Source organism: Nocardia sp. NPDC004278 (assembly GCF_053602975.1).
Genome location: NZ_JBSGEQ010000015.1, coordinates 90,096 through 114,562, shown reverse-complemented (window position 1 = coordinate 114,562; position 24,467 = coordinate 90,096). Strand labels below are relative to the sequence as shown.

General features: G+C 65.5%; 28 protein-coding genes. 9 read left to right on the top strand and 19 right to left on the bottom strand.

Translation table 11 applies throughout. From position 1 onward, the window contains the following. The first annotated feature begins 8 nt into the window (after positions 1-8). The 4 genes from ACWEO2_RS23345 to ACWEO2_RS23330 are packed head-to-tail and all read left to right on the top strand — an operon-like array spanning position 9 to position 4,189. On the top strand, positions 9-1,670 hold the full coding sequence (locus ACWEO2_RS23345; RefSeq protein WP_452407241.1) for an FAD-dependent oxidoreductase: 1,662 nt from the start codon (positions 9-11) through the stop codon (positions 1,668-1,670). A 2-nt stretch (positions 1,671-1,672) separates the two neighbouring features. Further along, on the top strand, positions 1,673-3,196 hold the full coding sequence (locus ACWEO2_RS23340) for an FAD-binding oxidoreductase (protein ID WP_452407240.1): 1,524 nt from the start codon (positions 1,673-1,675) through the stop codon (positions 3,194-3,196). A 48-nt stretch (positions 3,197-3,244) separates the two neighbouring features. Next, positions 3,245-3,826: a glycerol-3-phosphate responsive antiterminator gene (locus ACWEO2_RS23335; RefSeq protein WP_452407239.1), complete on the top strand. Its 582-nt coding sequence runs from the start codon at positions 3,245-3,247 to the stop codon at positions 3,824-3,826. Positions 3,827-3,886: 60 nt separating this feature from the next. Continuing rightward, positions 3,887-4,189 (top strand): putative quinol monooxygenase, encoded by a 303-nt coding sequence (locus tag ACWEO2_RS23330; RefSeq protein ID WP_452407238.1) that lies wholly within the window; start codon positions 3,887-3,889, stop codon positions 4,187-4,189. Between the two features lie 304 nt (positions 4,190-4,493). Here the strand turns inward: ACWEO2_RS23330 and ACWEO2_RS23325 are convergent, their stop codons facing one another. The 4 genes from ACWEO2_RS23325 to ACWEO2_RS23310 form a co-directional block, all read right to left on the bottom strand. Then, entirely contained in the window at positions 4,494-4,892 is a 399-nt protein-coding gene (locus ACWEO2_RS23325; protein WP_354956941.1) for a cold-shock protein, read from the bottom strand. Between the two features lie 31 nt (positions 4,893-4,923). Beyond that, positions 4,924-6,024 carry an SPFH domain-containing protein gene (locus tag ACWEO2_RS23320; RefSeq protein WP_354956942.1) on the bottom strand — a complete coding sequence of 367 codons (1,101 nt, stop codon included), beginning with the start codon at positions 6,022-6,024 and terminating at the stop codon, positions 4,924-4,926. Between the two features lie 42 nt (positions 6,025-6,066). After that, positions 6,067-6,300, bottom strand: coding sequence for a hypothetical protein (locus tag ACWEO2_RS23315; RefSeq protein WP_452407237.1), 234 nt, complete (start codon positions 6,298-6,300; stop codon positions 6,067-6,069). Between the two features lie 65 nt (positions 6,301-6,365). Further along, positions 6,366-7,286, bottom strand: a complete 921-nt coding sequence (locus ACWEO2_RS23310; protein WP_452407236.1) for a hypothetical protein — start codon at positions 7,284-7,286, stop codon at positions 6,366-6,368. A 228-nt stretch (positions 7,287-7,514) separates the two neighbouring features. On the opposite strand from ACWEO2_RS23310, the gene ACWEO2_RS23305 reads away from it, so the two are divergent. After that, positions 7,515-7,685, top strand: a complete 171-nt coding sequence (locus tag ACWEO2_RS23305) for a DUF3703 domain-containing protein (protein ID WP_452407235.1) — start codon at positions 7,515-7,517, stop codon at positions 7,683-7,685. Here the strand turns inward: ACWEO2_RS23305 and ACWEO2_RS23300 are convergent. From ACWEO2_RS23300 to ACWEO2_RS23270, 7 genes are all read right to left on the bottom strand, one after another. Beyond that, positions 7,679-8,299 (bottom strand): TetR/AcrR family transcriptional regulator, encoded by a 621-nt coding sequence (locus ACWEO2_RS23300; protein WP_452407234.1) that lies wholly within the window; start codon positions 8,297-8,299, stop codon positions 7,679-7,681. The two genes, ACWEO2_RS23305 and ACWEO2_RS23300, sit on opposite strands and share 7 nt — an antisense overlap. A gap of 35 nt (positions 8,300-8,334) precedes the next feature. After that, positions 8,335-9,654 carry a pyridoxal-phosphate dependent enzyme gene (locus ACWEO2_RS23295; RefSeq protein WP_452407233.1) on the bottom strand — a complete coding sequence of 440 codons (1,320 nt, stop codon included), beginning with the start codon at positions 9,652-9,654 and terminating at the stop codon, positions 8,335-8,337. Further along, entirely contained in the window at positions 9,654-11,270 is a 1,617-nt protein-coding gene (locus tag ACWEO2_RS23290; RefSeq protein ID WP_452407232.1) for a decarboxylase, read from the bottom strand. Before ACWEO2_RS23290 ends, ACWEO2_RS23295 begins: the two co-directional genes overlap by 1 nt. Then, the gene (locus tag ACWEO2_RS23285) at positions 11,267-12,553 is read right to left on the bottom strand and encodes a heavy-metal-associated domain-containing protein (RefSeq protein WP_452407231.1); all 1,287 of its coding nucleotides are present in this window, start codon (positions 12,551-12,553) and stop codon (positions 11,267-11,269) included. The genes ACWEO2_RS23290 and ACWEO2_RS23285 overlap by 4 nt, the downstream gene beginning before the upstream one ends. 2 nt (positions 12,554-12,555) lie before the next feature. After that, positions 12,556-13,764, bottom strand: a complete 1,209-nt coding sequence (locus ACWEO2_RS23280; RefSeq protein WP_452407230.1) for an aminotransferase class V-fold PLP-dependent enzyme — start codon at positions 13,762-13,764, stop codon at positions 12,556-12,558. Between the two features lie 220 nt (positions 13,765-13,984). Next, complete coding sequence (locus ACWEO2_RS23275) at positions 13,985-14,419, bottom strand: CBS domain-containing protein (protein WP_452407229.1); 435 nt, start codon at positions 14,417-14,419, stop codon at positions 13,985-13,987. An 84-nt stretch (positions 14,420-14,503) separates the two neighbouring features. After that, a complete protein-coding gene (locus tag ACWEO2_RS23270; protein ID WP_452407228.1) occupies positions 14,504-15,763 on the bottom strand; it encodes a PucR family transcriptional regulator in 1,260 nt (419 codons plus the stop codon). Positions 15,764-16,053: 290 nt separating this feature from the next. Here ACWEO2_RS23270 and ACWEO2_RS23265 point away from each other — a divergent pair, with 290 nt between their 5' ends. Further along, entirely contained in the window at positions 16,054-17,208 is a 1,155-nt protein-coding gene (locus ACWEO2_RS23265; protein WP_452407227.1) for an esterase/lipase family protein, read from the top strand. Between the two features lie 16 nt (positions 17,209-17,224). On the opposite strand, the gene ACWEO2_RS23260 is transcribed toward ACWEO2_RS23265, so the two are convergent. The 3 genes from ACWEO2_RS23260 to ACWEO2_RS23250 form a co-directional block, all read right to left on the bottom strand. Continuing rightward, positions 17,225-17,422 (bottom strand): hypothetical protein, encoded by a 198-nt coding sequence (locus tag ACWEO2_RS23260; protein WP_452407226.1) that lies wholly within the window; start codon positions 17,420-17,422, stop codon positions 17,225-17,227. A gap of 192 nt (positions 17,423-17,614) precedes the next feature. Beyond that, a complete protein-coding gene (locus ACWEO2_RS23255; RefSeq protein ID WP_355186063.1) occupies positions 17,615-17,848 on the bottom strand; it encodes a hypothetical protein in 234 nt (77 codons plus the stop codon). A 203-nt stretch (positions 17,849-18,051) separates the two neighbouring features. Next, positions 18,052-18,849 carry an SAM-dependent methyltransferase gene (locus ACWEO2_RS23250; protein WP_355186061.1) on the bottom strand — a complete coding sequence of 266 codons (798 nt, stop codon included), beginning with the start codon at positions 18,847-18,849 and terminating at the stop codon, positions 18,052-18,054. Positions 18,850-19,292: 443 nt separating this feature from the next. Here ACWEO2_RS23250 and ACWEO2_RS23245 point away from each other — a divergent pair, with 443 nt between their 5' ends. Further along, positions 19,293-19,517 carry a DUF397 domain-containing protein gene (locus tag ACWEO2_RS23245; protein ID WP_354956962.1) on the top strand — a complete coding sequence of 75 codons (225 nt, stop codon included), beginning with the start codon at positions 19,293-19,295 and terminating at the stop codon, positions 19,515-19,517. Between the two features lie 88 nt (positions 19,518-19,605). After that, positions 19,606-20,493, top strand: coding sequence for a Scr1 family TA system antitoxin-like transcriptional regulator (locus ACWEO2_RS23240; protein ID WP_433684534.1), 888 nt, complete (start codon positions 19,606-19,608; stop codon positions 20,491-20,493). Between the two features lie 39 nt (positions 20,494-20,532). Here ACWEO2_RS23240 and ACWEO2_RS23235 read toward each other — a convergent pair whose 3' ends face one another. Both ACWEO2_RS23235 and ACWEO2_RS23230 read right to left on the bottom strand, forming a co-directional pair. Beyond that, a complete protein-coding gene (locus ACWEO2_RS23235; protein ID WP_452407225.1) occupies positions 20,533-21,486 on the bottom strand; it encodes a carbohydrate kinase family protein in 954 nt (317 codons plus the stop codon). Continuing rightward, a complete protein-coding gene (locus ACWEO2_RS23230; RefSeq protein ID WP_452407224.1) occupies positions 21,483-22,151 on the bottom strand; it encodes a class II aldolase/adducin family protein in 669 nt (222 codons plus the stop codon). The genes ACWEO2_RS23235 and ACWEO2_RS23230 overlap by 4 nt, the downstream gene beginning before the upstream one ends. Positions 22,152-22,197: 46 nt before the next feature. Here ACWEO2_RS23230 and ACWEO2_RS23225 point away from each other — a divergent pair, with 46 nt between their 5' ends. Then, positions 22,198-22,842 (top strand): TetR/AcrR family transcriptional regulator, encoded by a 645-nt coding sequence (locus tag ACWEO2_RS23225; RefSeq protein WP_452407223.1) that lies wholly within the window; start codon positions 22,198-22,200, stop codon positions 22,840-22,842. Positions 22,843-22,883: 41 nt separating this feature from the next. On the opposite strand, the gene ACWEO2_RS23220 is transcribed toward ACWEO2_RS23225, so the two are convergent. From ACWEO2_RS23220 to ACWEO2_RS23210, 3 genes are all read right to left on the bottom strand, one after another. After that, positions 22,884-23,111: a hypothetical protein gene (locus ACWEO2_RS23220; protein ID WP_452407222.1), complete on the bottom strand. Its 228-nt coding sequence runs from the start codon at positions 23,109-23,111 to the stop codon at positions 22,884-22,886. Positions 23,112-23,422: 311 nt separating this feature from the next. Then, positions 23,423-23,725, bottom strand: a complete 303-nt coding sequence (locus ACWEO2_RS23215) for a putative quinol monooxygenase (protein ID WP_354956968.1) — start codon at positions 23,723-23,725, stop codon at positions 23,423-23,425. 32 nt (positions 23,726-23,757) lie between these two features. After that, positions 23,758-24,453 (bottom strand): NAD(P)H-binding protein, encoded by a 696-nt coding sequence (locus tag ACWEO2_RS23210; protein ID WP_452407221.1) that lies wholly within the window; start codon positions 24,451-24,453, stop codon positions 23,758-23,760. Between the last annotated feature and the right edge of the window lie 14 nt (positions 24,454-24,467).

Sequence of the window (24,467 nt, the reverse complement as noted above, 5' to 3'; positions counted from 1 at the left end):
CGGTAGCTATGCCCGCGCGCCGGCCGGCGTCGGCGCGGGCGCGGATGGTCTCGGATTCGCCGTTGCGGCTCGATCGCGCCGAACAGCTTGCCCGCCTCGATGGCGGGGACTTCGACATCATCGTCGTCGGTGGCGGGGTCACCGGCGCCTACGCGGCGATGGATGCGGCGCTGCGTGGATTTCGGGTGGCGCTGCTGGAGAAGGACGACTTCGCCTCGGGCACGTCATCGAAGTCCTCCAAGATGATCCACGGCGGACTGCGCTACATCGAGCAGGGCAACCTGTCGTTGGTGCGGCATTCACTGCTCGAGCGGCAGCGCCTGCGGAAGAACGCGCGACACCTGGTGCAGCGACTGCCGTTCCTGTTCCCGGTGCTCTCGCACAACGGGGTGTTCGACCGCCGCCTCGCCGCGGGTTTCGAGAGCCTGTTGTGGACCTACGACCTGGCCGGTGGCTGGCGCGAGGGGATCTTGCACCAGAAACTGACCAAGAACGAAGTGCTGTCGCACTGCCCAACTTTCAAGGCCGAGCACCTCGACAGCGGCTTTCTGTACTACGACGCGCGCGCCGATGACGCGCGGCTGACGCTGGCCCTGGCCCGCACTGCGGCGTTCCATGGCGCCACCGTCCTCAACGGAGCCCGGGTCGCCGAGGTGACCCGCCGCGGCGGCAAGGTCAGCGGCGTCGTCGCCGAGGTGGGCAGCAGACAGGTCCGGGCCCGCGCCGGCGTCGTCGTGCTCGCGACCGGCGTGTGGCTGCGTGATTGGAGCGCGGCGGGCCCGGATGTCGAGGTCCCCAACATTCGCCCGGCCAAGGGGGTGCACATCGCGGTGCCCTGGTCGAAGATCCGCAACGACTGCACCGTGACCATCCCGGTCCCGGGCCGCAGCCGTCGCGCCACCATCACCCGTTGGGGCAACACGGCTTACCTCGGGACCACGGACGAGGACTACCGCGGCGACCTCGACGACGTCAACTGCACCCGCGAGGAACGCGACTTTCTGCTCGACGGCGCGCGGACCGCCCTCAACATCGACATCGAGCCGGAGGACGTGCTGGGCAGTATCGCCGGGTGCCGGCCGCTGGTGGCGCCACCGGGCGGAAAGACGGTGGAACTCAAGCGAAACCACGAGATCCGCACCGATCCCGACGGCCTGGTCACGGTGGTGGGCGGGAAGCTGACCACCGCTCGCCACATGGCAGAGCAGGCCGTCGACGCGGCACAGGCCGTACTCGGGCGAAGCAGCCGCTGCCGCACCAAGTCGGCGTACCTGCTCGGCGCCGCCGGTTACGATCCGGAGGCGATCGTCGCGTCCGGGGGGATCGCCTCCCACCTGGGCGAACGCTACGGCACCGAGGCCCGTTTCGTCACCGACATTCTTGCCGAGGACCCCGGCCTCGGCCGCCCGATTGTCGACGGCCTCCCCTATCTGGAGGCCGAGGTCGTCTACGCGGCACGGCATGAGCTGGCCCGCAGCGTCGACGACATCCTCTCGCGTCGGACGCGGGCGCGGATCATGGCCCGCGATGCCTCGGCCGCCTCGGCTGAGCGGGTCGGCGAGCTGCTGATGAAGGAGCTCGACCTCCCACGCTCGGAGGTGGCCGACCAGGTCGCCCATTACCGACTGCAGACCGCACACGAACGCGCAATCCTGATGGGAGACAAGTAGACATGATCAGCAAGGAAGCACTGAAGCGCGGATACAACCGGGGCAATTACACGGTGGGCGCACCTTCCCAGCCGCACTTCGCGCAGCATGTTGGCCCGGTCGACGGGGAACCCTGCTTCGCCGATGACCCGGTGTCGGTTCCACCGACCGTCATCGAGGCCCTTACCGCAGTCGCCGACCGAGTCGATACCGAGCCGGCGGCGGTGCGGGAGGGCACCCGGGACTGGTGGGCCGGCACAATGATCGCCGAGACCGGCGGCCGCCCAGCCACACCGCCGGCGGTAATAGCGCATGTGTCGAGCGCCGAACAGGTGCAGCGGGTGATCCGGATAGCCGCTGCCGCAACGATTCCCGTGACGGTCTCGGCCGGCCGCAGCAATGTCACCGGCGCGGCCCTGCCCGTCCGCGGCGGCATTGTATTGGATGTGTGCGGACTGAACCGGTTCCTCGGCTTCGACGAGCAAAGTCAGATCGTCGAGGTCGAGCCCGGCATGTTCGGCGATCTCTTCGAGGAGAAGATCCAATCCGAATACGGGATGACGATGGGGCACTGGCCCTCCTCGTACGCGATCAGCACCGTCGGCGGATGGGTGGCCTGTCGCGGCGCCGGCCAGCTCTCGACCCGGTACGGGAAGATCGAGGACATGGTCTACGGGCTCGACGTGGTCCTGCCGAACGGGGAGCTCGTCAGCGTCGGCGACAGCGCCCGTGCCGCGGTCGGTCCAGACCTGTTGCAGCTGTTCATCGGCTCTGAGGGAACCCTCGGTGTGATCACCAAGATCCGACTCAAGGTGCACCGGCTGCCGGACTACGCGTTGGCGCACGCCTACGGTTTCCAGAGTTTTGCCGAGGGGCTCGAGGCCTGTCGCCAGATCGTCCAGCAGGGCGCAACCCCGGCCGCGCTGCGCCTTTACGACACCCTCGAGAGCGGGGTGCAGTTCGGCCTGCCCGACACCAATGTGCTGCTGATCGCTGACGAGGGTAGCCGGGAGCTGGTCGACGCCACAATGCAGATCAGCCGTAGGGTATGCGCCGAGACCGGGACCGAACTCGACGGAGACGCGATCTACGAGCGTTGGCTCGACACCAGGTATCTGACCGGCAAGAGCGCCGAGGGCTTCACCCACAGCGCCGGGTTCGTCGCCGACACCCTGGAGATGATCGGCAAGTGGAAGGACCTGCCGGCGATCTACGACGAGGTCGTCGCCGCGATTGCCGCCGTGCCCGGCACGCTGGCCGGCTCGGCGCACCAGTCCCACGCCTACGTCGACGGCGCGTGCCTGTATTTCTCGCTGCGCGGCAGCGTAGAGGTCGCGGATCGAGCTGCCTGGTACCGGTCTGCATGGGATGCGGCCAACGAGGTGATCCTCCGGCATGGAGCCACGCTCAGTCATCACCACGGCGTCGGACTGCTGCGCTCGCCGTACCTGGAGCGGTCGCTGGGCGCCGGGTTCGAGGTGCTCCGGGCGGTCAAGTCCGCGCTCGACCCCGAGAATTTGCTCAACCCGGGCAAACTGGGTCTCTAGGTACCGTCAGTTGAGCCGAATGGTTCGCAGGAAAGGATGTCGAAGCCGATGCCCCCACTACCCGGCGAACTCGACCTGTGGCTGACCCGGAACCCGGTGATCGCCGCGGTGTTCGGCGCCGAGTCGGTCCCGGCGTTCCTGCGGTCCGAATGCCGGGTGAACATCCTCGCGCACGTGGCTCTGCACGAGTTGGCGGGCCTGGTCCGGGCGCTATCGGAGGCTGGTCGGTTCACCTTCGTCAATGCCGATGCCTGCTCCGGGCTCGGGCAGGACCGCGGTGCTGTGGAGTACCTGCAGTCGATCGGTGCGCCCGGCGTCGTCAGTACCAAGGGCGCGCTGATCCAGCGCACGACGGCAGCGGGGATGGTGACCATGCAGAAGGTCTTCGTCACGGATCGGTCCAACCTGCCGCGCGCTATCAACTCCGTGCGGCAGAACCGACCGCACCTGGTGCAGGCGATGCCCTGGCCGGTGCTCTCCCATCTCAGGCCGCCGGAGATCGAAGGACTCAGCCCGTTCGTCGCCGCCGGGTTCGTGCGCAGCACCGCCGATGTGTCGACTGCGCTGCGCGAGGGTGCGCGCGCCGTCTCGACCAGTGCAGAGTCGTTGTGGGATGCGGCGGGCCGCTGATGCTGACGCCGGGCGGCGCGGCCGGCCCGGCACAACCATCACATTTCATCAAGGAGCAGCATGACCGCGAAGTACTTCCAGGTGATCGCGCATTACCGGGCGCGGCCGGAGTCCGTCGACGCCGTGATCCAGCACTTGCACGAGCTGGCCGCAGCCACCCGCAACGAGGCGGCCAACCTCTCCTACGAATTCTTCCAAGAGGTAGACGACCCCGCACACATCGTGATCCTCGAGCGGTACACCGACGCCGCCGGATTCGCGGCGCATCGCGACCAGGAGCATTTCCAGCGCATCGGGCTGGGACAGATCATCCCCCGGCTCGACAGCCGCACCGTCGACACCTTCGTAAGCGCAGAGCCGTAAGCGGGCTGGACCTACGGCCGCCGGGGTGCACGTCGGGCTTCCCTATCTGCCGCAATGGTATTGGGAACAGATCGAGTCCCGGGACCGATCTCGCTGTGGAACTGCGCCGTCGGGGCAAAAGACCAGATCGCCGATCCGGTGGAGGCGGAAGTCCTCGGCTCGATGTTCCTCGGCGCCGTCGGCTTCCTCGCGGAGGTGGCCGACGGCGCGTCCGAGTTTGTCCCAGTCATCGAGGCGGTGGCGACCCACGGGCGGCCGGGATGCTCGCCGCGCTCACCGCAGGCGGGAGGCGGAGGAGTGGAGCTCAGTCGAGCCAACCGTGCTGATCGGCGAAGGCGGTGAGACGGTCGCGGATGGTGAGGATCTCACCGGCGGTGAGGGCGGGGCTCGCATCCAGTAGCAGTTCGGTGATCAGGCGTTTGTGTTCGGTGGCGGTGAGCTGGCTGGATCCGGATCTGTCTTTCTTGTGCCGAGTAGCGGGTGGGATCGGCTGGCCCCCGACCACGGCGAGATTGATCGCCTTGGGCCCACGATCGCCCTCGGTCACATCGAATTCGAACACCCGCCCCTGGCGCAGCTCGTCCTCGTCCAGTCCGATGTCGTTCACGTGTACGAACACATCCGGGCCACCATCATCGGGCCGAATGAACCCGAATCCCCGCGAACTGTCGAACGACACCAATTTCCCGATGGACACCAACACCCGCTCCTCGCGCCGTCTCTACCCGGCCACTTTAACGCGCATTATCCTCGTCGTTGGATGAAAGCGCTTTTTGTAACGAGTTGAATACAGTGAGGCCCTGACCCACCATTCCGTTGACCAATTCGCCGACACCGTCCGGTCCGTTCAGCACCGTCAAGTTGGCGTTTGCCAGCCCGTTGGATGCCTGCTTGACGATTTCGGGCAGCTGCTCGATCAACAACTGGTCCAAGGCAATCCGGTTGTTGGAGGCCGCCGCCTCGGCCTGGATCCGGGTCCGGGCCGCCTCGGCCTCGGCCAGGATGCGCACCCGTTCCGCTTCGGCCAGTGCGGGTTTCACGACTTCGGCCTGCAGTTGCTGCTCGCGCAGTTCGGCTTCCTTGCGGGCCTGTTCGGCCTGTGCGGTGAGCACTTCTTGCAACGCCATGGCCTCGGCGAGCGGCCCGGCCTGCGCCGCTTCGGCATTGGCCTTGTCGATATCCTGCTGGTACTGGGCCCGCAGAATGGCGGTCTCGCGCTGATATTCGGCCTGTCGGCGCAGCGATTCCTGTTCGGCCTCTGCGGCGTGCTGCGCGGCCTGCGATTGCGCGATCTGCGCATCGCGCTGCACCGCCGCGTTGTGCGGTGCGGCGAGTGCGGTGATGTACCCGAGATTGCCGTCATCGATGGACTGGATTTGGAACGAATCAACCCATAGGCCGATATTGCTCATCTCCACCTTGGAGGCGACCAGCACCTCATCGGCCAGCCGTTGGCGCTCGCGGATGATCTCCTCGACCGTCATCGAGCCGACGATCGAGCGCAGATGTCCGGAGAAGATGCGTCCGGTCAACACCGACATCTCCCGCTCCTGTTCGGACAGGAAGCGTTGGGCCGCATTGACAATCGACTGGGTGTCATTGGCCACCTTGAACGCGATCACCGCGCGCACCTCGAGCTGGATGGCCTGTTTGGTGACGCACCGCTCCTTGATCTCGGCCTCGAACATCGCCAGCGACAGATAGCTCACCTTGCGGAAGAACGGCATCACCCATTTGCCGCGCCCGATGACCACGCCGAATGGCGCGTTGTCCTTGCTCGTGCCGCCGCTGACCAGCATTGCCTCGTCAGGATCCGGAACGTGATAACCCAGCACTGCGCCTCCCAGTTTCGTACTTCGTAGATCGCGGTCGCGATGTCACATTTGCTCGGTCTGCACGGGCTCCAGCGGAATCCAGGGCACCACATCGACGATGCGGCCTGGATGTACCGCGATGATCAGGACAGATTCCCCTGCCGAGATGGGCTCGGCCGCCCGCGCGATATATATCTCCGTGCCCCCACGAATCGCAACCAATACTTCGCCGAGCATTCCGGTGTCCCGGATCGGCGAGATGAGCCTACCCGTCAAACCTTGCACGGGGTCGGTCATCGCGGTGAACTCCTCGCACTCGGTGCCAGAGTTGTCAGCGTACGCGCGATCGGGGATTCCTCTGGTTACGAGAGGGACTCGGCGATGATGCGCCCGACCGATTTCTTGGTCAGATAGTGCGCGGCATCGTGCGGACTCGCACCATTGTCGAGTTCGGGATGTGTTGTCGGCACCACGTCGCGACCGGGAGCGGGTGGAAAATACGGTGCGAGGTCCAGATGCGCCGCGACGATATCGTCGCGATCGGCCAAATTCTCCCAGCGGGTGAGCGCGGCGGGGACGGTGGGCGGCTGCGGTCGCAATAGCGGATAGATGATGGACTGCAGCGCTAGTGGCGAACCGAGGGTGATCAGCGCGACGGGCTGCTGGGTGCGATGCAGCGCCTCGTAGGCGACGACCGAACCGAGCGAATGCCCGATGACCAGTCGGGTCTGCGGACCGATCAGATCGAGTACCTGCCGCTGCGCGTGCTCGCGCACCGCCTCTTCGGACAGATATCGGCTGACCTGGGCCAACGACCGATTGACGAATTTGGCCGCCATGCCGAAACCGAAGGGCGCGAACCACTTCAGCTTGGTCAGCGCATTCGCCGCGGGCCTGGCCTTGCGGCCGATGCCCTGCGCACCCTCGGCGCCGAGCGCCGAATTGTCCAGGTAGCGCTGCGCTTCGAGCCGATCACGCTGATCGGCCGCCTGCCCGGCCGCCGTCGCCAACCAGGCCTCGGCGATCCGCTCGGTGAGTTCGCCGTCCGCATCGCCGACCGGCCCGCTACCGCCTTGTGCGCCGGGAGCCAGAAAAGCATTGCCGTAGAACGCCATTCGAACCTCGAGTGCGCCCGGCCGCGATGCCCGCCACAGCTGGTCCGCCAGTTCGCCGTATCCGGCCGTGCGGACACCCGCTGCCAGCGCCGGAAGCCACTGCGCCTCCAAGAGATCCGCGCCATACTGCTCTTGTGCGATCCCGTGCACCAACACTATCGCTGCCATCTTCGCGCCCCCGTGTCGCTCGCCACGATGTGGTGTTCGGGTACTTTCCTACCACGCGCCGCCGAACCTTTCGAGTGACCGGACGCAATGACCCATACCGCCTCCCACCACATCTGACACCGAGTGCACTGCTGCACACACCCGCGCGAGTCCAAAACGAGGGTCGAGGAACATCTTTGAGAAATCCGGCGCTGGCGATCTACCGCACATAGTGGAGCACTATGTGCGGTGCGGCTGCTGCTCGCCGGGCTCGGCAGCATGCTCGACCGCGCCCCACTCGGCAACACCGGACGCACCGCCGTCGGCATCACGACCCGCATGCCGACTCCCGAGGATCTGGCCCGCATCCTGGCAGCGGGGCGAGAGGAGGCCAGCCGTTCGCCGAGTCGCCGTCAATAGATGCTGCGGTAGGCGGCGATGGTCGCCACGCAGTGGTCGATCACCTGTTCCCGTGTGGCGCGCAGCGAGCCGTTCAACCAGGCCGAGAACATGCCCGCATTACCGCTGGCCATGGTGAGGGCGGCCAATCTGCGCCGCACCGGATCCTCGATATGGGCGAAGAGATGATCCTGCATGAGCCGGGTGAAGACCGGCATTACCGCGATGGTGGTCTGGCCGAGGCCGGTGCTCGAGTACAGCTCGACCAGGAACAGCCGCGACTTGCGCGGATCGGCGAGCACCTTGTCGACCAGGATCTCGGACAGTTCTCGGTCGCGGGAGGGATCTGCGGCCGCGAACGCGGTCATCGGCTCCAGGAATTCGTCGGCGACCTGGCGATAGAGCACGTCCAGCAGTTCGTCGCGGCTGGCGAAGCTCTCGTAGAAGTACCGGTCGGTAAGATTGGCGCGCCGACATACCGCGCGCATGGTGACCCCGCTCGCACCGGATTCGCCGATCAGATCGAGCGCGGCCTCGAGCAGTGCGGCGCGGCGGGTCTCCCTGCGCTCGGTGAGCGTGGTTCCACCCCAGATCCGGGGACCGGTATCGTCGTCTGATTCCTGGCCTGTCTGCACCCGCCCACATTAATGCCTGACCGTCATGACCGGGTTCAGCCGCCGCGTTCCAGGGCGAATCCGGCATCGCGCCATGCGACGATGCCGCCGCCGAGACTGCTGGCGTCGAATCCGGCCTGCCGGGCGATCGCCGCGAAGCGCAGCGATAGTTCGCCGACCGGACAGACGAAGACCAGCGGCCGCGAGCGGGGGAACGGTATGCCGTGGGCGAACATATCGTCGAGTTGATCGTCGCGGATATTGATCGCGCCCGGCACATGGCCGATGCGGTAGGCCATCGCGCCACGCGTATCCACGATGGTGGGACGGTCGGTCCGATCCAGTTCGGCCAGCTCGTGTGGGGTCAGGGCCGGGGTGGCGGCGAGGTCGGCGGCGCTGGGTGCGTGGCGGCGGTCGGCGCGGCCGAACAGTTCCGGTCTGCGCTTCTTGAGGTAGGACAGATACGGTTCCAGCCGATCGCAGACGATGAATACCGCGACCACCGGCTCTCGCGCCGAAATGGCTTGCTCAGCAAGGGTTTCCAGGGCGGCTGCATAGCTCGCGCCACTGGTTGGACCGGCGAGGATGCCGTGGCCGGTGGCGAGTGCGAGGGTGGCGTCCACCGCGCGGGCCGAGTCGATGGTGACGATGCGGTCGTAGAAGTCGGGCTGGAACAGCCCGACATCCCACATTTCGCTCTCCGACCGGATGCCGGGTATGAAGTCCGAGCGATCGGAAACGACTGCGATGGTGCGCAGTTCGGGATTGTGCTTGCGTAGGTAGGTGGCCGCGCCACGGGTGGAGCCGGTGGTGCCGAGTCCGCCGATGAGATAATCGACCCGGGTGATGCCATCGGCGGCGAGGTCCTCGTGGATCTCGCGGCCGGTGCCGTGGTGATGTGCCTCGATATTCTTCTCGTTGGTGTACTGCGAGGGGTGATAGTAGGCGTCCGGATCCCTGGCCATGGTCGCCTCGATCGCCGAGTACACGTCATTGGGCGTGGTCGGATCCGGACATTCGGACAGGCCGGGCAGTTCCACGATCTCGGTGCCGAACAGCTGCAGGAGATCGCGCACCTCGGCGACCTTGATCCGGTTGGTCACCGCGCGCAGGCCGATGCCGTGTACCGCGCCGAGTATCCGCAGTGCCTTGGCGGTATTGCCGCTGGACGCCTCGATGAGTGTCTGTCCGCTCGCGCGGATCTCATCGAGATCGTCGCGGATCATCCCCCAGGCCACCCGGTCCTTGACCGAGCCGAAGGGATTGTGCGACTCCAGTTTTGCGTACAGCTCGACATTGTCGAGTCCGTGCACGGCCGGATCCAGGCGCAGCAGCGGCGTATTGCCGATCAAATCGGTGATGTGGTCATAGCGCATTACGGCGCTCCGGAGGGTCGGCGCGGCAGCGGTGGACGGCGCGGACCGCGCGGGGGAGTGCGGCGCGGCGGTGGTAGGCCGACCGGGATGAGCGGTTCGTAGTCGGCATCCCGGTACACCTGGAAACTGCCGGAGCGGTGTACGACAGCGAGTTTCGCGGGCAGCGGATGCATCGAGGCCGATGCCGCGGACAGATCCATGTGGTAGGCGGCGGTATTCGGAAACACCACCAGATCGCCTTGGCGCGGGCACTCGGGCAGCCACACCTTGTGGTTGGTGATCAGATCGCGCTCCAGACAGAGGCGTCCGGCGAAATACACACCGACAGGGCCGGATTCGGGTGCGGGGCGCAGCGCGGGCATGGTATCGGCGGCACTGCGCAATGGTGTCACACCATCGTCCGCCACGGTGCCGTCACGACCGGGTGCGGCCGGACCGGGTGCACTGCTCGGCATATGCGCGATGCTCGGCAGGACCAGCGGATCGATCATGACCTCCTGATCGGCCGGGGTCACCTGATCGCGGCTGAGATCGAGGTTGACCAGCACCGTGCCGTCGGCGAGTTCCTTGACGAACTCCACCCGCGCCACCGTCACCCCGGCATGGTCCACCAGTGCCTTACCCGGCTCCAGCCAGATATCGAGCATATTGTCCCCGGCCACCTGGGCGACGGTGCGGCCGCCGTGCCGCTCCAACGGCGCGCCGAGCAGATCATCGAGCATCCGCGTCGCGGGTACCGTGTTCGCGTACTTGTGGAAGACCGGAATCCCGTGCACCACACCGTCATCGACGTGATAGCCGAAGGTATTGTTCGACCAGCTCATCGGTTCCCCACGGCCGAGCAGCGATTCGCGCAGCGCGCGCACATACTCGTCGAACCGATCCGCGTCGGCGGTGAACACCTGCCGGAAGCCGCCGCCGATATTCAATACCGAGGGGGCGAGCCCATGCTCGTATGCGCGTTCGACCAGGGCCAGGCAGGCGTCGATGGCACGGACACGTTCCGCGGGCTCGCCGGAATCGATATGAAAGGCGAAGCCCAGGAACGCGATTCGTCGGCGGTTGGCCGACAGTAGATCGAATGCGCGATCCATATGCGCCAGCGGCACACCGAATCGGCTCAGCGATGATTCGTCGAAGCCGGAAACCCGCAGCAGCACGGGAACTCGCGCGCGGTCACCGGCCAACTCGGTGATTCGGCGCAGCTCCCATAGGTTGTCGACATTGATGGTGACCCCGCAATCGATCAGATCACGCAGGAACGCTTCACCCTTCGGCCCGGTCACCTCGATGCGCATCGGCCCGAATCCGGCGCCGATGGCGCTGGTGAGTTCGTGCGGGGAGGCGACGTCGATCGCGATGCCAGCGTGTTCGGCGGTGCGCACGAAGGCGCGGGACTGATTCACCTTGTGCGCGTAGCAGATTCGATAGCGTGCACCCCTGCGGTCGAGTACGGCGCGCAACCGTTTCAGGTTCTCCGCATAGACCTGCGGAAATACCAGGTGGATCGGGGATCCGAAGCGAATCAGCGTCTCTTCGACGGCCTCGCGGGTATCGAGAAAGGCGCGCACCAGCGGATGGATCTTCGCGGGTAGCGCCGGTAGCGGTGCCGTCATACCGCGGTTTCCGTGGGCTGTGACCGCGACGAATCCAACGCGGCATGCGCCGGCTTCTCGGCCACCGGGTTGTAGCCGCCGTCGCGGATCGATTCGAACGCGCGGGCGCGATTGCGCGGACTTCGGAATTCGGCGACCACCCGCTTACTGGGCAGATCGATCTCGAGCACCTTGACGCCCATCGTCTCCAGCACACCGGTGATGGTGCGGACGCAGTGCTGGCAGCTCATATCCGGGACATAGAAGATCTGATCCTCGGCGGTCACGGGCGCATCGGCGGTGCGTTCGTCGAGATCGGCGCTCACCTCGGTGATCCGGATCCGATCGACGAGCTGTGTGAAGATCGCGACGAATTGGTCGACCACGACCGGAAGCAGGGTGTAGTGCCCGCCACCGAGATGGTGGGGCATGGCGGCCAGACACGCGGGCCGGGTATTCGGTGGCAGCAGCGCGTACTGCCGGGAAATCAGATCGAGGTCGTCGTGGTACTTGGCGATGGCCGCCGACACGCTCAGTCCCTCCACCCGGGTGGCGCGCCGCATGACGGTGTGCGCATCCTCGATGGTGGCGTCCTTCATCGCGCGCAGCGTGGCCACGGTGTCGGCGGTGTAGCGCACGGTGCCGTCGGGCTGGGCCGCCAGGGTCACCGGAATCATCCCGCGCCGGTAGGTGGAGGCCTGCAACTCCCAATACCAGCGCGTGGCGACCGCTGCAAAAATGCCGGAATCGTGTATGCCCCTGGCGAATTCGCTCGCACTGCGATACGGCGTCTGACGGGCGAGCAGTGCGTGCTGTGCCAGCGCGCGCCCGGCGGCCTCGATGCCCACCCGCAGGATCTCGATCGGATCGTGATCGGTGGTGGTGCCGTCGAGCACCGCGTGTTCGCGCGGGCCGAGGCGGTCGACGCGTTGTGCCAGTGCGGAATTCGCGGCCACGGCATGCCACAGCAGCAGGACCGCTTCGCGCATTGCGATCGGTACCAGCGGGCCGAGGCCGTCGGCACGGAAATGCCCGGTATTGGGGATGCCGTCGCTATCGGTCCAGGCGATGCGGTGTGTCGCACTGGTGACCTGATGCGGCTGACATGGGCGCATGAAGTTCTGCAGGTACAGCCGCTGTGAGTAAGTCAGGTGGCTATTGGGCTCGGGACGCAGTGCGGCGCAGGTGTATTCGATATGTCGATCGGAAGGAATCGAGATGGGGGTAGTGAACAACCCTGGTTCGGTGAGTCCCGCCAGCACCCGGGACGCGGCTCGCCTGTCATAGCGCGGAGTGTCGTCCATTTTCACATGACCTCCTCGGCAATCGTCGTGACGCATGTCGTGAAGCGGTCGATCTCGTCGAGGGTGTTGTAGATGTGCGTGCTGACTCGGACCGAGTCCGTGCTGTCGGCGTCAACCCCGGGCGTGCAGTGTAGGCCGGTGCGAACCAGAAAACCCAACTCGCTCAACACGAATCCGAGATCGGTCGCGGAAATGCCCGCGAGTGTGAAGGACACGATGCCATAGCCGATCGCGCACGGTGCGTGCGCGGGCCCCGGCAGGAATTCCAGCCCCGGCACTGGACGGAGATTGTCGATCAGCCGCAATGTCAGTGCGCGATTGTGCGCGGCGATGACGCCGACATCCAGCGACTCCAGCACCTCCAATGCGCTACCGAGGGCCAGGATACCCGGAATGTTCTGCGTACCGCCCTCGAGCAGTTCCGGCATTCCGGCCGAGGCCAATCCGGTGTCGGTGAGGTCGACCCCGGAATTGCCGCCCGGTAGGAACGGCAATAGCCGATCGTGAACTCTGCGGTGGCAGTACAGGATTCCGGTACCCGGCGCACCGAACATCTTGTGCGCCGCGAAGACCGCGAAGTCCGCGCCGAGCTCGGCGACGTTCACCGGCAGATGCCCGCCGCTCTGACTGCAGTCGAAGCACAGCAGGATTTCGGGGTCGATCAGACCGCGCAGTTCCTCCAGTGTGGTGAGCCCGCCGAAGACATGGTGCAGATGGCTGGTGGTGATCAGCCGAGTGCGCGGGGTGATCTTGGCCAGGATGTCGGCGGTATCGGCTTCGCCCAGTTCGGTCACCCGATAGGGGACCAGTTCGATGCGACGCCCGAAGCGGGCGAGCACCTGCCGCAGATGGTGCCACGGGTGGACGTTCGAGGCGTGATCGCGTGGGTTGTAGAGGATTTCGTCGCCGTCATCGAGTTCGGCCAGGCCCCAGGACAGCGCGACCGCATTGAGTGCGGCGGTCGCGCCGCCGGTGAAAACCACCTCATCGGGCGTCGCCGCACCGAGGAAGGCCGCCGTGTGGTCTCGGACGCGGGCCAGGCGGGTGGTCAGGTTGGTGGCCCACGGGTAGGTACCGCGACCGGCATTGGCCGTGCGAGAGGTGTGGTAGCGGTGGATGGTCTCGATGACCGGCAGCGGCTTCTGTGTGGTGGCCGCGCTGTCGAGATAGACCTCGGTGGATTCGGCCAGTGCCGGAAAGAGTCCGCGCACGGCGGCGGTAGTGGGAGGCAGTGGCGCCGATATCGGTGGGATGGAGACCGCTCGGGCGGTGGATGGTCGGGTTAGGTCCGTCCCGGACGCAGGTGACCGCAACGTGCCACTCCCTTCCGAGAACCGCGCTGGACGCCACCAACGATACGCACTTTCGATGATGACTTCGAACGTTGCTCGTAGCCAACGCCTTTCGGAAGTCGCAGGTACGCACGGCCCTTCAGTATTGTCCCTGCACGTACTCCACCAGATGCTGGCGTTCGGTGGCCAGTTCGGAGATCGCGCTCTTGACGACATCGCCGATGCTGACGATGCCGACGAGACGGCCGTCGTGGACCACCGGCAGATGCCGGACGCGGTGCTCGGTCATGGTGCTGCGCAATCCGTCGACCAGATCGTCGGGCACGCAGGTGCGCACATCGACGGTCATGATTTCCGAAACCGGGGTGTCGAGCAGAGCGGCGCCACGCGCGTGCAAGCTGCGCACCACATCGCGCTCGGAGACAATGCCGGTGATCCGGCTGCCGTCCGGCGATACCACCACCGCCCCGATATTGTGTTCGGCGAGCGTGCCGAGCAGGGTTCGCACGGTGGTCTCGGGCGCGACGGTGGCTACGTCGCTGCCCTTCCTGCGCAAGATCTCCGCTATTTGCATAATCCACCATCCAGATGTCGTGGCACCTATCAGGATGACTCGTTCATGACCTCGTGACCAGCACGAATCCGCATCAGGCGGGGATTACAGCCGCCGGGCCACGCTCCGGTCGAGATCACGGGCCAGCAGGGCGATGGCCGCCTGGGAGATCCCGGCGGAGGTGGCCAGGTCGACGGAGGTCAGCTGGGCGATGCGGCGCAGCCGGTAATCGACGGTATTCGGGTGCACATACAGCTGGCGCGCGGTGAGCTGGCGGTTCATATCGTTACCGAGGTATGCGCGCATAGTGTCGAAGAGTTCGGGATGGGCGTCGAGCGGGTCCAGAATGGTGGCGATGCGCCGAGTGGCGGGGCCGCCACGGGTGAGTTGGTACTCCACGGCCAGGTCGGTCATCTGATACAGGCCCGGATTGCGTCCGCCGACCCGCACCAGATTGAGTAGCTCATGGGCCTGGTCCGCGGCCTCCGGGATCTCATCGGTCTGGCCGGTAACCACGGTGGCGGTGAGCGGAACCTCGGCGGATTCGGCCAGTCGATCCAGTGTTTCGGCGGTCAGGATCGTCGCGTCGGCCTCGACCGGGACGAGGAGCGTGCCGCCCCTGGTGCTCAGCAGGGCGAGTACGCGGGAATCGAAGGCGACGGCCAGTTCCGATTGCAGCCTGCGCAGCTTCCTGCGGGCGGCGACCTGGCTGTCGACCCGTGGATCGCGTTCGTCGGGATGTTCGGGAATCGATAGCGCCACCACTTGATACGCGTCGGCGATCGGGATACCCGCCTGGCGGGCGAGCGCGGAACTGCCGCGCCCACTCAACAGTGCCGAGGCCAGGGTCTGGGTCGCGGTCTGGTGCTCCCTGGCGACCAGATGCTGTTCCTCGACATAGGCATCCGAGACCGCCACGGTGATCGCCTCGAGCAGTTCGAGCATGAGGTCGGTGGCGACGAGCAGTTCCGCGATATCGTCGGCCTTGGCGCGCGCGGTAACCAGCCCGAATGCGATCCGCAGTCCCTCGTGATAGGCGCGCAAAATGGTGCCGAGCGGCACCGCCTCACGGGCCCACTGCGCCGCCGCCTCGCGCACCTCCCCGAGCTGCTCGTTGCCGGGAACCATGCGCTTGTCGAACATTTCGGCGGCCAGCGCCAGACAGCTGCGGGTCAGCTTGGTGACGTCGCCGCGCAACTGCTCGCCGGGCAGCGTGCGACACGGTGCCATGCAGGTCGCGAAGTACCCGACCATCCGCGAGGCAACACGGTCGGTATTCATCAGGGGAATCGAGGCGGGCTGCCCGCCGATCTCTAGGACGGGGTCCGCATCTTCGACGGACAGATCCAGCGCGGAGAAGGTCATAGGCGTCGCTCCAGTGCCACATCGGGCGTGATAGATCTGCGCCCGAATCGTTGCATCACTATACGAAAAGGTTATGAACCCGGGAAGGATATGCGAGATCTCTTGTGGGCCCGCGTAGTTGTGCATTGCTCATAAGCGGAGCATGTGCCGTGGTGGGAAGCTCCAGCACCGCACCGAGTCGCTGAAATCCCGTGACCAGCCGTCTTAACGTTTGCCCATGGCTCGGTGTTTGCGAACGGTTCGCCTGCGCCGCTGTGCCCAGTGTCGGGTAGCCATGGAAGGTGCGAACAATGACACGACGTAACCATCGGAGATTGCGACGTAAGGCGCTGTCGTGCGCGGTGATCGGGAGCGCCGCGCTCCTCGCGGTCGGGTTCGGCCCCGGCCCCGCTGGCGCCGATCCGGATATCGCGCCGACCGAACAGGCCCTCGCCGATTTCATCAGTGCGGCGCCCGGCGCATCGGCGGGTGGGCGTACCCCGGTGGCTTTCGCTGGCACCGGCAGCAGCTCGGGTTCGGCGGGGAGTCGGGCGTCGGTTCCGGTGAGCGCGGGGCCGGAGGTCGCGGTCTATCTCGCTGCATTCGGCTATGGGGTCCTGCATCCGGATGCCTCGCCGCCGGGTGCGAACGACTGGAGCTGCCGTCCCACACAACAACATCCGCGTCCGGTGGTGCTGGCGCACGGCACCTGGCTCAACGCCTATGACAGCTTCGCGTACCTGACGCCACAGCTGGTGCGTGCGGGCTTCTGTGTCTTCGCACTGAACTATGGACAGGCGAATCTGCTCGAGGGCGGCGGGTTCGGTGCGATCCTGCCCGGGCGCAATGGCGTTGGCTACATGGAGGATTCAGCAAAGCAGCTCGGTGAATTCATCGATCGGGTGCGGGCCGCGACCGGGGTCGACCAGGTCGATATCGTCGCGCACTCCCAGGGCGGCCCCGTGGCCGATCAGTATCTGAAATTCGAAGGGGGAGTCGGCAAGGTGGCACGGATGGTCACCTTCGGCTCCACCCACCATGGCACCACCCTGCTCGGAATGGCCACCCTGGGACGGGCGATCAATAATTTGGGTGTCGATATCCTGGGGTTCAACGAGCTGTTCGTCGGCCACGCGAATATCGAGCAGGCGATCGGGTCACCGTTCTACGCCAAGCTGAATCACGCGGGGGATACCGTGCCCGGTGTCGAGTACACGGTTGTCGGCTCGCAGCACGACGAGGTCACCAATCCCTATGAGCTGACCTTCCTGACGGCGGGCCCCGACGCCGCGGTGCACAACATCACGCTGCAGGACGGCTGTGCGCAGGACATGTCGGATCATCTGACGATGATGTACTCGCCGCGCGCGGCATCCATTGCCCTGCGAGCGCTCGATCCGGATGCGCATCCGGATCTGGTGTGCACGTTCAACCCCTGGTTCATCGGCGGGGGCGGCGGATTGTAGGGCGGGCCCGCGAAATCTAAGCGGCGCCTTGGTGGTTGTGCAGAGCCAGCTCGTCTATCACTGCGCCGCTACGGATTTCGCGTTCGATCGCTCTGGCGGCGTAGTGCTTGCCGCTCGCGCGTAGCTCGGCGATGCGCCGTTGCAGCGCTTCGGTGCCATAGGCGGCGGCGACATCGGCGATCCCGAGTCGACCGGCAGCGTGTGGTGGATTCATGCGAACACCCCTGTGCCTCTGACGCCGGGAGGTCCCGGTGGCGACTACGGCACGGGCTCCCGGGTGCGAAACTCCCTTGTCGCGCACGAGTTTAGAGTCATGTGTTGTGCAGATGCAAGTGCATCTGCACGAACATCGCTGTGGGTGAAGCGATTTGGGGCTGGCCGTTTGCGGAGCTGCGGGCGCCGAAGGCTATTCGTCGTCGAGCCCGGCCGAGAGGTAGGCGGCGGCGGCCAGCCACTGGCGGCATTGCGGTCCGTGGACCTCGTGCAGATGCAGGATCTCGCGGGCCTGTCGATAGGTGAGGCCGCGCGGTTCGACCGCACAATCGAGTGGCGCGTAATCGGGCGCCGAGCACTGCCGCAGGGTGTCGATCCCACCGCCGGAGATCGTAGCCCCGCGGGGAGTTCGGAATGGCGTACTCATCTCGACCGCCCCTCGCGTCTGCTGGTGGGGAGGTTGAATGTGGTGACGCTGGCGCGAACTCCCTGCGTACCTCCCCGATGCTGGCTCCGAGTTTAGGCCGTCAGCACTTGCAGATGCAAGTACATTTGTACGAACGACCGACAGAAATGTGAACGGCGGTCGACGGCTGGATGGCCGACGACCGCCGTTGTCCCACTTGTGCTTCAGGGCTTGCGGGCGACCGCGCCATAGGCCGAGATCGGCCGGATCTCGCCGACCTCGGTGGCGTCGGCGCGCCACTGGGTGATGGAGGCGAATCCGGGCTCCACCAGTTCCAAACCGTCGAATACGGCACGGATTTCGGCCTGGGGGCGGGGAACATAGGGAACGCCGCCGGTGCCGGTGTAGTTCTCACACAGCGTGACGTAGTCCTTGCTGTCATCGGTGCCGTCCCACATGACCAGGAAACTGCCCGACGGTACCGCGGCGAGCACGGTGTGCACGATGCGCAGCAGGTCCTCGTAGGTCTTGGCGTGACCGAGCACGCCCATGAACATCACCGCGATCGGCTCATTGAAATTGAGCACGTTCCTGGCGTCGGAGACGATCAGCTCCGGATCGTGGAAGTCGGCGTCGACGTAGGTGGTTACGCCCTCCGGGGTGGTGCTGGTGAGCAGCGCCCGCGCGGTGGCCAGCACCAGCGGATCGTTATCGACGTAAACGACTTTCGATTCCGGCGCGACGCTCTGGGCGACCTCATGAGTGTTCTGCATGGTCGGCAGCCCGGTGCCGATATCGAGGAACTGACGGATGCCCTGTTCGCTCGCCAGGTAGCGGACCGCGCGAATGAGGAACTGGCGCGACTGCACCGCCATGGTGGTGATGTCGGGATCCACCTCGATGCCCGCGTCACCGGCGATCCGATCGATTTCGTAGTAGTCCTTGCCGCCCATCCAGTAGTTCCAGATGCGCGCGGAATGCGGGATGTCGGTTCGGATGAGCGGATTGTGAACTTCGGGCATGGGGTGGACTCCTCGGCGAGCGGATAAGCGTTGACCGGATTGCTCCGGCGGGCGGGTGTCGCGCATGGCTGGCACATCCGATGTGCACTGCGACAGTACAAGATTCGTGTCTGCTCGACCGGGTGGTTCGAGTGGTTCGCCGACGGGGGTCCGCGTCGGTGCCACGCGGAATCCATTACGTACCAAGGAGTCCCTGCCATCCGCGTGGTGTGGCACGGGGGGTAGACGAATGGCGCTCCGCTGAATGGCGCATACGGCACTCGCGTAACCCGCCGAACAGTGGTCACGTAGCGGACCGGCAGGTCTGAATTCTGTGATCCCGCCACCGGGAGGGCCGTGCTATCTTGCAGATGTAGGTGCAAATGCAAGAACGTTTGAGCGCACATCTGTAAGGCCGCTCGAGCGCACATCTCACACTGGAAGTAGCCCGAGGAGTGGGGAAGATGTTGGACACCGGTTCACGCAAGATCACGAGCGCTTGGCGCAAGAGCTCCTTCAGCGGTCCGTCCGGCGGTAATTGCGTCGAGGTAGCGGAGGCATCCGATGGTTCTATCGCCGTTCGCAATTCACGCGACCCGGAAGGTGGCATCCTGTTCTATACCCGACCGGAGATCGACGCATTCGTGCGCGGCGCGAAGGCCGGGGAGTTCGACGACCTGACTAGCTGAGCGGTAACATTGGCGATCGGTGCGGTGTGTTTCTAAACGTGGTGTTTGTGACACACTGTGGTCAAACCCGAGTATCGGAGATGACTTCATGATCGCAGAACCCGATGACGACGGTCGTGTGCAATCGGTTGTAGTGGAACGTGGTCCGACCGTATTGCGGATCGCGCTGGGCGGGCAGTTGCGTGACCTCCGGGTGAAGAAGGGCATCACCCGAGAGGCCGCAGGTGACGCCATCCGCGGATCACACGCCAAAATCAGTCGTCTCGAGTTGGGCCGCACCGGTTTCAAGGAACGCGATATCCGCGACCTGCTGACCCTGTACGGCGTGTCCGACCCCGAGGAACGCGAGCGATTCCTCGATCTGGCCAGGCAGGCGAACGAGCCAGGCTGGTGGCATCGCTACAGCGATCTGCTGCCGTCCTGGTTCGGCACCTACCTGGGCCTGGAGCAGGCGGCCACCAAGATTCGTACCTATGAGGCGCATCTGGTGCCCGGACTCTTGCAGACGCCCGAATATGCCAGGGCGGTAATGTCACTCGGGTACGAGGACGCCGATATGGATCGGCGGGTCCAGGTCCGCATCAAGCGGCAAGAGGTGCTGCGACGCGCCGATCCGCCGACGGTCTGGGCGATCATCGATGAGGCCGCGCTGCATCGGCCGGTCGGTGGTTCGCGGGTGCACCGCGAGCAGATGGAGCACCTCATCGAGCTCGCGCAATTGCCGAATGTCACCGTGCAGGTGTTGCCGTATTCGGCGGGCGAGCATGCCGCTGCGGGAAGTTCGTTCAGTATCTTGCGTTTCGCCGAATCCGAGCTGCCCGATATCGTCTACCTCGAACACCTGACCAGCGCGCTGTACCTGGATCGACGGCAGGATCTCGCGCTGTACCTCTCGGTCATGGACCGCTTGAGCGTCCAGGCCGAGTCGCCCGGTGAGTCGCTGAAAATCCTCGCCGAGTACGCCAAGAAGGCTTGACCGCCCTTGCGGCAGTGGTGATTCGGAACGAACCCTCGCCTACCGACCCGACTGGCTCGGGTCGGTAGCGCGGGTAGGGTTCGCTGCTGCAAACGCGTCCGCGGCCGCGAGATCGAAATCGCCATGATCACTGCCGAGTCCCTGGGCTACCAGTGCGGCGACCGCATTGCCGAGGACCGCGGCATCCCGCAATGAGCGGCTCAAAGCGACGGCCCGGATGAATCCGGCGGAGAAGGCGTCGCCGCAACCGGTGGTGTCGACGACATCGATGGCGAAGGCGGGAATGTCCTGATGCCCGTCGGGATCGACGAGCAGGGTCCCCTCGGCGCCCCGAGTGATCGCGAGAACCGTTGCGCCCGCGTCCTGCAGCGCCGCCGCGCCCGCCCGGAGATCGGTACTGCCGGTGAAGCCGAGTACCTGTTCGTCATTCGGTAGCAGGTAGTCGGTGTAGGGGAGTGCGGCGGCAATGGCTTCGAGGCTGCCGAGTGCACCGGGCGCGATGAGATCGACCGACGTGGTCACGCCGTTCTCCTTGGCGTACTGCAGGATTCGCGCGGCATTGGTCGCGCCGATCAGCTCCGGACCGCCCAGGTGCAGATGGTCGGTGGCGGCCAGGGCGTCCCAGTCGACGTCGTCGAGGGTGAACAACGGGTTGGCGCCGAGCAGATGCAGACTCGGACGTGCGCCGTCAGGCCGGATCGGCAGCACCGACGAGGAGGTGCGCTGACTTTCCTTGCGCACCAACAGTTCCGTGTCGATACCCGCCTTGGCGAGCAGTGCGAGCAGGATATCGCCGGAGGCGTCCGTGCCGATCGCACCCGCGGTCCGCACGCTCGCGCCGAGTTTGGCCAATGTCAGCGCGGTACCTGCGGCCGTGCCCGCCGCAGTGATGCGAATATCCTCGACCAGTGCGGTCTGCTGTCCCTCCGGTATGGCCGCGACGGGGCGCACGAGAATGTCCAAAACCTGTGCGCCCAAGGCGATTACCTTCATTCGTTATCCTTTTTCAGTGGCTTGCGGGTGCCGTATCCGGTGCGAAGTGCTATCTCGACGATCGCGGCCTGCTGCTGCTCGGAGAGCTCGCGCGGCTTGCCGATCGCCATGGCGTCCAGATACAGCGCACAGGCCCACTCCAGCAGCAGCGCGGATTCGACCGCCTGGTCCAGCGATCCGCCGAGGGTGACCGCGCCGTGATTGGCCATCAATGCGGATTGCTTGCCCCGCAACGCCTCTCGCACCGCATCGGCGAGTTCCGGGGTGCCGAAGGGGTGAAATGGCGCGACTCGCGTCGAACCGCCGAGCAGCAGCTGCTGGTAGTGGATGACCGGCAGTTCGTCCAGCACACAGGCGATGGCGGTGGCCTTCGGCGCATGTGTGTGCACGATCGCTTGCGTCGGATAGGTGCGATAAATGTCGAGGTGCAAACCCAATTCGGAGGTCGGCGCATAGCGACCCGCAACCACGGTGCCCGTCAGGTCGACCACAGTCACATCGTCGATGGTTGCCCGGGCGAGTACAGCGCCGGTCGCGGTAATGGCGACCAGATCGTCGAAGCGCAGGCTCACATTGCCCGCGGTGCCGATCAGCAGTCCGTGCTCGGCCAGGCGCAGACAGGCCGCGGTGACCTGGGCGCGTTCGTTTGGCGCAATGGTGGTCATCCGGATACCCTACCGAAACCTGAATTGGATTCACATTATCTCGGAGGTGACAGTGCCGGTCCGGGCACTACCCGAAGCGGGCTTGCGCCGTGTACCGATTCAGGCGCGCAGCCGGGAGCGACTGGCCCGCGTGCTGGAGGTGGCCGATCGACTGATCGCCACCGAGGGCGTCGGGGCGTTGACAATGATCAGAGTGGCTGCGGAGGCACGGATTTCGGTCGGATCGCTGTATCAGTACCTGCCGGATCGCGAGGCCGTGATCGAAACCCTCGCCGCGGTGTATCTCGAGCAGTTGGAGGCCAAGGCGGCGCTGCTGCTCGAGATCGCGCGCCGCGAACGGTGGGACGATCCGATCGGCGTCCTGGTGGACGCGTTCGCACAGGTGTACCGGGACGAGCCCGGCTTCCGTGCGCTGTGGTTCGGCAAGGACTTCAACGAGGCGGCACGGGCCGCAGATCGTGAGCACAAACGCCGAATGGCGGTGACACTGCGCGAGGTTATGCTCGCGCAGGGCGCCGTTGCCGATACCGAGGGACTCGATATCGCGTGCCGCGCCGCACATCTGATGGGCGATGCGGTCATGCAAGAAGCATTCCGATGCGATCCCGATGGTGACCCGAATCTGTTGCGAGAGGCGAAGATTGCGCTGCGGGCCTATGCTTCGCAGTGGGCATCGCCACCCGAACTCTGACGTAATTCGATTGGGCCGCTAGAACTTCGGATGCCGTGGGGTCACTGCTTGATGAAGCTGGAGGCGATGCGCCAGAAGGTGGCGGGCTGCAGGGCCTCGAGATCCCAGTCGTCGGCCATCGCATGCGCGGTGGTGACGATCCGGTCGATATCGAAATCGTGTCGAGTGGCCGCACCGGTGGACTCGACGGCATCAATGACGAAAGCGACTGCGGTTTCGCGCGAGTATGCGGCACTGCGCTGTCCGCTTCGGGTCGACGGTGTGCTCATAGTTGTTATACCGTTCGCTGGCTGGTCGGCCAGTGCGGCTTCGGCGATTCCGAGCCGGCCGCCGGGAAGTAGTTGGTCCATTAGAACGCCCCTGACGTCTGGCGGCAGCAAACCCCTGGCGACATTGGCCCTTGGTTCACCCACGCGGCCTCCCCTGGTTGTCCCCTTGTAATGCCTTGCGGGACTGAGTTTAGGTCGGTGTGCCTTTCAGATGCAAGCACATCTGCACGATCGATTGTGCATTCGCAGTTGGGTTTTCGCATCTGCTAATCATCCGCGAACCGAAGCGGACGGTGGCGAATTTCGCGCGATCATTTCGCATTGATCACCACATCGGTGCTGTAGTGCACCTGAGTGCCAGGCTCCACATATCGCTCCACCGCGCAGCGCCAGGCCAGGAAATGTTCGGTGAAACGGTGCGCTTCGGCCGCCTCCTCATCGATATAGACCTGGTAGAGGAAAAACCGGTGTGGATCGACACGGTCAGCGCATACATCGAATCGCAGGCAACCGGGTTCCTCACGCACGGATGCGGTGGCACTGCGGTTCACTGCGGCGAGGAATTCACCACGAGATCCGGGTCGAAGCTTCAGGGAAGTGATGCGGCTGAACACGGTAATGTTCTCCAATCCAGCGGCGAAAAATGTCAATCGGTAACTGCGGCACCGCCTTCGGCGACCGACTGGCTACCGGTCGCGGAGATCGCTGACGACACCGGTGTGTCGCCCGCGATGAGCTCCAGCGTGGCGTGCGCGGTCCGCGGCGCGTGCAGAATCTCGGCGAGTACGGCGGCGACATCGGCGCGTGCGATGCTGCCGTAGGGCAGCGGCGGCGGGCCCAGCGTGACGCGATCGGTCGCCGCCGTATCGAGCAGGCGGCCCGGCCGCAGAATCGTCCAATCCAGATCGCGGGCGCGCAGATCGTCCTCCGCCTGGGTCTTGGCGTCGATGTAGGCGGCCCAGACCTCATCGGTGCCGGGCGCGGGCGGCTGTCCGGCGCCCATGCTGGAGATCTGCACGAACCGGCGGATACCGGCCGCTTCGGCGGCATCGGCCAACAGGACCGAACCGCCCTTGTCCACCGTGTATTTGCGGGCGACACCGCTGCCGGCGCCCGCACCGGCCGCGAAAACCACAGCGTCGGAATCCTTTACGACGGCGGCAAGTTCGGAGACGGTGCTGTGCTCGAGATCGAAGACGACCGGTCGGGCGCCGGTGGCGGCGACCTCGGCCGCGTGCTCGGGATTGCGGATCAGGCTGTCGACCTCGTCGCCGCGCCCGGTGAGGAGTTCACCGAGCAGCAGTGCGATCTTGCCGTGTCCGCCCGCGATGACAACGCGCATGGCTGGTTCCTTTC

Bases quoted from the DNA above. Each gene is read 5' to 3' on its own strand.
- ACWEO2_RS23275 (WP_452407229.1), bottom strand. From the start codon at position 14,419: ATGCAAATAGCGGAGATCTTGCGCAGGAAGGGCAGCGACGTAGCCACC.
- ACWEO2_RS23265 (WP_452407227.1), top strand. From the start codon at position 16,054: ATGACACGACGTAACCATCGGAGATTGCGACGTAAGGCGCTGTCGTGC.
- ACWEO2_RS23240 (WP_433684534.1), top strand. From the start codon at position 19,606: ATGATCGCAGAACCCGATGACGACGGTCGTGTGCAATCGGTTGTAGTG.
- ACWEO2_RS23330 (WP_452407238.1), top strand. From the start codon at position 3,887: ATGACCGCGAAGTACTTCCAGGTGATCGCGCATTACCGGGCGCGGCCG.
- ACWEO2_RS23295 (WP_452407233.1), bottom strand. From the start codon at position 9,654: ATGCGCTATGACCACATCACCGATTTGATCGGCAATACGCCGCTGCTG.
- ACWEO2_RS23310 (WP_452407236.1), bottom strand. From the start codon at position 7,286: ATGGCAGCGATAGTGTTGGTGCACGGGATCGCACAAGAGCAGTATGGC.
- ACWEO2_RS23235 (WP_452407225.1), bottom strand. From the start codon at position 21,486: ATGAAGGTAATCGCCTTGGGCGCACAGGTTTTGGACATTCTCGTGCGC.
- ACWEO2_RS23230 (WP_452407224.1), bottom strand. From the start codon at position 22,151: ATGACCACCATTGCGCCAAACGAACGCGCCCAGGTCACCGCGGCCTGT.
- ACWEO2_RS23315 (WP_452407237.1), bottom strand. From the start codon at position 6,300: ATGACCGACCCCGTGCAAGGTTTGACGGGTAGGCTCATCTCGCCGATC.
- ACWEO2_RS23335 (WP_452407239.1), top strand. From the start codon at position 3,245: ATGCCCCCACTACCCGGCGAACTCGACCTGTGGCTGACCCGGAACCCG.
- ACWEO2_RS23290 (WP_452407232.1), bottom strand. From the start codon at position 11,270: ATGACGGCACCGCTACCGGCGCTACCCGCGAAGATCCATCCGCTGGTG.
- ACWEO2_RS23340 (WP_452407240.1), top strand. From the start codon at position 1,673: ATGATCAGCAAGGAAGCACTGAAGCGCGGATACAACCGGGGCAATTAC.
- ACWEO2_RS23250 (WP_355186061.1), bottom strand. From the start codon at position 18,849: ATGCCCGAAGTTCACAATCCGCTCATCCGAACCGACATCCCGCATTCC.
- ACWEO2_RS23345 (WP_452407241.1), top strand. From the start codon at position 9: ATGCCCGCGCGCCGGCCGGCGTCGGCGCGGGCGCGGATGGTCTCGGAT.
- ACWEO2_RS23245 (WP_354956962.1), top strand. From the start codon at position 19,293: ATGTTGGACACCGGTTCACGCAAGATCACGAGCGCTTGGCGCAAGAGC.
- ACWEO2_RS23210 (WP_452407221.1), bottom strand. From the start codon at position 24,453: ATGCGCGTTGTCATCGCGGGCGGACACGGCAAGATCGCACTGCTGCTC.
- ACWEO2_RS23260 (WP_452407226.1), bottom strand. From the start codon at position 17,422: ATGAATCCACCACACGCTGCCGGTCGACTCGGGATCGCCGATGTCGCC.
- ACWEO2_RS23270 (WP_452407228.1), bottom strand. From the start codon at position 15,763: ATGACCTTCTCCGCGCTGGATCTGTCCGTCGAAGATGCGGACCCCGTC.
- ACWEO2_RS23285 (WP_452407231.1), bottom strand. From the start codon at position 12,553: ATGGACGACACTCCGCGCTATGACAGGCGAGCCGCGTCCCGGGTGCTG.
- ACWEO2_RS23255 (WP_355186063.1), bottom strand. From the start codon at position 17,848: ATGAGTACGCCATTCCGAACTCCCCGCGGGGCTACGATCTCCGGCGGT.
- ACWEO2_RS23220 (WP_452407222.1), bottom strand. From the start codon at position 23,111: ATGAGCACACCGTCGACCCGAAGCGGACAGCGCAGTGCCGCATACTCG.